Origin of the sequence: uncultured Campylobacter sp., from assembly GCF_938018035.1 — a bacterium.
Taxonomy (GTDB): Bacteria; Campylobacterota; Campylobacteria; order Campylobacterales; family Campylobacteraceae; genus Campylobacter_B.
Genome location: NZ_CALIJF010000076.1, coordinates 1 through 4,566 on the forward strand (window position 1 = coordinate 1; position 4,566 = coordinate 4,566).

A 4,566-nucleotide genomic window follows, 5' to 3' on the forward strand; every position below is an offset into this window, starting at 1 on the left:
TTAAAGAGCACGGCGAGCCTCTTTTCGATCCTGCTTTTTTTAAGCACGAAGGTGAAGCGCGCTAAAATTTTAGTGCCGCAAAGCATTGCTCTAAAGGCCTGCACAATCCCAAACTACGACGTCTATGCGGTAGATAGCCTAAGCGATGCGGTCAGATTTTTTTTAGACGAAGAATTTGCCGCAAGTAGGCTCATGCGAGAAACCCATCCGCTTTTTAAAAACGTCGTGGAGATTGACGGGCAAGCTTACGTCCCCAACCACGATTTTTCGCTCGATTTCAAAGACGTCAAAGGACAAAAGCGCGCCAAGCGCGCAAGCCTGATCGCCGCGTGCGGCATGCACAACATCCTCTTTGAGGGCAGCCCGGGCTGCGGTAAAAGCATGTGTGCAAAGCGGATAGCTAGAATTCTGCCTCCGCAGAGCCTAGGCGAAGTGCTGCTCTCGTGCGCCTACGAGTCGCTAAATAACAAAGACGTCGATTTCAGCGCGCTGCGCCCCTTCCGCTCGCCGCACCACACCAGCACGCGCAGCTCGATTTTCGGCGGCGGCAGTAGCGGCGCAAAGATCGGCGAGGTCGCGCTCGCAAACGGCGGCGAGCTGTTTTTCGACGAGCTGCCGCACTTCGGCAAGCAAATTTTAGAAAGCCTGCGCGAGCCGCTGGAGGATAATAGAATTTTGATTTCGCGCGTAAATTCCAAGGTCGAATACCAAACGAAATTTATCTTCGTCGCGGCGCAAAACCCCTGCCCGTGCGGAAATCTATTCTCCAAAAACCTCACCTGCACCTGCTCGCTAAACGACATCAGGCGCTACAAAAACACGATCTCCGCGCCGCTGCTCGATCGCATCGACATATACGTCGCGATGGACGAGACCGGCGCGGACGACAGAAGCGACGTTTGCAGCGAGGAGATGGCAGATGCGGTGCTGCGGGCGTTTCGCGCGCAAAAGGCTCGCGGACAGAGCGAGCTAAACGCAAAGCTGCGCGACGAGGAAACTGAAAAATTTTGTATCTGCGAAAGCGCTGCGCGGGATGTTTTGCAAACCGCGATCACCCGTTACGATCTTTCGCAACGCGGCGTGAATAAGACGCTAAAACTCGCGCGCACTATCGCCGATCTAGCAGGCGCCGAAATCATCGCCAAGGCGCATATTTTGGAGGCTCTTAGCTTTCGCATAAGGAGCGAAATTTGAAAAAAATTTTCTTTGACACCGAGGAGCTTGACGCGCGAGCGAGCGCAAAATTTGGACTTGGCGAGCAAATTTTAATGGAAAACGCCGCTTGCAGGATCGAGAGCGAGATCAGAAAGCGGCTCAAAAAGGGTTCGCGCATTTTGGCGCTTTGCGGCGGCGGAAATAACGGCGCGGACGCGATGGCGGCGCTGCGAAAGCTAAGCGGCGATTTTAGCTGCACTGCGCTTTGCGTGTTTCAAAACAGAAGCGCGGCGGGTAAATTTCAAGCGGAAGCGGCGCGAGCTTCGGGCGTTAGGCTTATCGACATCGCGAGCGCAAAAGACGATTGTAAGCATGTAGGCAGCGCGTCTAGCAAGGATGCTTGCGCGCATGAAAGCGCAGAGGGCTCCTATTTAAAAGGCACTGGCGCGAGCGAGCCGCTGCGCGAGCTCGAAAGCCTAAGCAGCACGGACATTTCAGGCGGCGACGATAAATTATGCGCAAAATTTACAGGTGCTAAATTTGAAACCGCAGGGTACGGCGGCGAGTGCGGCAATCTAGGCAACGATTGCGGCGAGCCAAGCGTCCTGCACGATGAGATTACAAGCGCAGACTGCATAATCGACGGGATCTTCGGCAGCGGTTTAAACAAAGCCTTAAGCTCTGAAATTTGTGAAATTTTATCTCTCGCAAATAGCGCGAAAGCTCTAAAAATCGCAGTCGATATCCCAAGCGGCATCGATAAGCTCGGGCGCATTTTAGGCGGTGCATTTTGCGCGGATCTGACGATCGCGATGGGCGCGTTAAAGCTCGCGCTGTTTTCGGATGCGGCAAAGGATTATGTAGGGCGGATCAAGGTCGCAAATCTTGGAATTTCGCGCTTAAATTTTGAGGAGCGGAGCGAATATTTTCTGCTTCAAAAAAGCGATCTGAAGCTGCCGCTACGCACGAAGCAAAACACCAACAAGGGCGACTTCGGGCACACCTACGTCGTAAGCGGACAGATGAGCGGAGCGGCGCAGATGGCGGCTCTAGCGGCTCACGCGATCGGCAGCGGGCTCGTTAGCGTCGTTAGCGATGAGCCGTTAAACTTAAGCCCGATTTTGATGCAAAAAAGCTCATTCGATGCCGCGCGGGTCGTAGTTTGCGGCTGCGGCCTCGGGGAGCGGAAGATCGATCTTGCCGCGCTGCGGGGCAAAAGCTGCGTCATCGACGCCGATCTGTGCTACGAGAGCGAAATTTTAAGCCTGCTAAATGCCAATTCAAATTTAATCCTAACGCCCCATCCGAAGGAGTTTTGCTCGCTTTTAAAGATCGCGGGCATCGCAGATCTTAGCGTGAGCGAGTTGCAAGAGCGGCGCTTCGAGCTTGCGCGGGCGTGGAGCGAGAAATTTAGCGGCGTGCTCGTGCTAAAGGGCGCAAACACGCTCATCGCGCAAGCGGGCATCATCTACGTCTGCGACAAGGGTAGCGCCGCGCTCGCAAAGGGCGGCAGCGGCGACGTGCTCGCAGGGCTCATCGGCGGACTACTCGCGCAAGGCTACTCGCCTCTGCAAGCCTCAATCTGCGGCGTCCTAGCCCACGCACTCGCCGCGCGAGCCTTCGCCAAAAACTCCTACGCGCTAAATCCGCTCGATCTCATCGAGGAGGTAAAATGGTTGTGAAAAAGCTCGCCGTGCTTTTTAGCGGCGGCGGTTCAAATTTAGAGGCGATTCTGCAGAAGCTGCACGGCAAAATTTTCGGCGAAACCAAGATCGAAGTTGCGCTAACACTAACTAACAAAGCTAACGCCGGCGGCATAGCAAAAGCGGCGAAATTCGGTCTAAAAAGCGTGATCCTAAATCACAAAGATTTTGCTAGCCGCGAGGAGTTCGACGCCGCGCTCGTGCGCGAGATCGAAAAAAGCGGCGCGGAGCTTACGGTGCTTGCGGGCTTTATGAGGATTCTCACGCCCGTTTTTACGAGCAGGGTTCGCGCGATAAATTTGCACCCGTCGCTGCTGCCGCTTTTTAAGGGCGCGCACGCGATAGAGCAGAGCTTTGAGAGCGATATGAAGGTGGGCGGCGTGAGCGTGCACTGGGTCAGCGAGGAGCTCGATGGCGGCGCGATCATCGCTCAGCGTGCGTTTGAAAAGAGCGCGGGAATGAGCCTTGAAGCTTATGAGGCCAAAATCCACGAGATCGAACATGAGCTATTGCCGCAGGTGGTCATAGAAATTTTGTGCCAAAGCTAAATTTACGCTAAATTTAAAGAGCGAAATTCCGCGGAATTTTGTAAATTTTAAAGCTTAGTCCTTTAAATTTAGGGACAGATTCGAGGCTAAATTTTAAAATTTGCTTCGCTAAATTTAGAAAGAGAAAGATAACCGCAAACGAACTGGAAAAACTAAGGCTTGGCATCCTGGATGAGGCGGAGCAGCACAAGGATACGGCGTTTTCGATAATAGCGGTGCTGGCCTCGGCGCTGTGGCTGTTTTTCAATTTTAGAGATCAAAATGCAGCAGTGGGCCTCTGCTGGATCATAAGCGGTATTTAGCTGTGGCAGCATCTCTTTTAGAGTAGTGAATAAAGATGCAAATATAGTGCGCGTATTTATCTTTTGCATCTTGCTGTGGATGCTTGCCAAAGGCGTAGAAATATGCGAGAATGATACCTTGCGCTTCGTCATCGCACTCGTAACCATCTGCCTTTCTTTGTTTAATATCGCAGATGCCGCGCTGGAGCGGATCAAATATAATAGATCCAAAAAATTCGTCTGCGCCTTTAAACACCAATATATCGCACCCTATATCGCAAGCCTAGGTTATCGCTACGAAATTTCAGGCTCGTTTAAGCCGGCGTATCTGCGCGCTAGCGGCCTATTTGTGGACGGCATAAGCTATTTTGATTGCGAAGATAAAATTTCCGGCGTCTATGACGGAGTATTTTTCAGCTTTGCGGATGTTTGTGTGACCCACACCGACGAACGATATAACAGCAGAGGGATCTTTTTCTACGCGGAATTTAAAAAGCGCGTAAACTCGGTGGCCGTGATCCTGCCTTCGCTCAGCGCGAAGCCAACGCTTGGGGCGGACTTAAGAAGATCGCGATGGACGATAAGCGAGTTTAGCTCCGCGTTTAGCGTATATAGCGCCGATGCGGTGTCTGCAATGTATGCCCTCACACCCGCCTTTATGCGGCGCTTGCTTCGCTTTAGAAGCGGTGCCGGCGGACCGATCAGATTAAGCTTTTCTGGTAGAAAAGTCTATATTTTCATCCGCACGGAATACGATAGTTTCGAGCCTAGCGTGGATCACAGCGTATTTGGCTTTGATCCCGCCGCGTCTATCAAGCACGAGCTTCTATTCTTTCTCTCCATCGTAAAAAGTCTGAAATTAAACGAAAATATCTGGCA

General features: G+C 52.4%; 4 protein-coding genes. All 4 read left to right on the forward strand.

Annotated features, from left to right (window positions below; translation table 11 throughout):
* Window positions 1-1,194: ATP-binding protein (locus Q0257_RS02345; RefSeq protein WP_298021084.1), on the forward strand; the 1,194-nt coding region annotated here is incomplete at its 5' end.
* Window positions 1,191-2,837, forward strand: a complete 1,647-nt coding sequence (locus Q0257_RS02350; RefSeq protein WP_298021087.1) for an NAD(P)H-hydrate dehydratase — start codon at window positions 1,191-1,193, stop codon at window positions 2,835-2,837. The genes Q0257_RS02345 and Q0257_RS02350, both read left to right, overlap by 4 nt.
* Window positions 2,828-3,406 carry a phosphoribosylglycinamide formyltransferase gene (gene purN, locus Q0257_RS02355; protein ID WP_298021090.1) on the forward strand — a complete coding sequence of 193 codons (579 nt, stop codon included), beginning with the start codon at window positions 2,828-2,830 and terminating at the stop codon, window positions 3,404-3,406. Before Q0257_RS02350 ends, purN begins: the two co-directional genes overlap by 10 nt.
* Window positions 3,407-3,733: 327 nt before the next feature.
* Window positions 3,734-4,566, forward strand: an 833-nt coding sequence (locus tag Q0257_RS02360; RefSeq protein WP_298021093.1) for a DUF3137 domain-containing protein, incomplete at its 3' end; no start/stop codon positions are given.

Coding starts and splice junctions, on each gene's coding strand:
- purN (WP_298021090.1), top strand. CDS start 2,828: ATGGTTGTGAAAAAGCTCGCCGTGCTTTTTAGCGGCGGCGGTTCAAAT.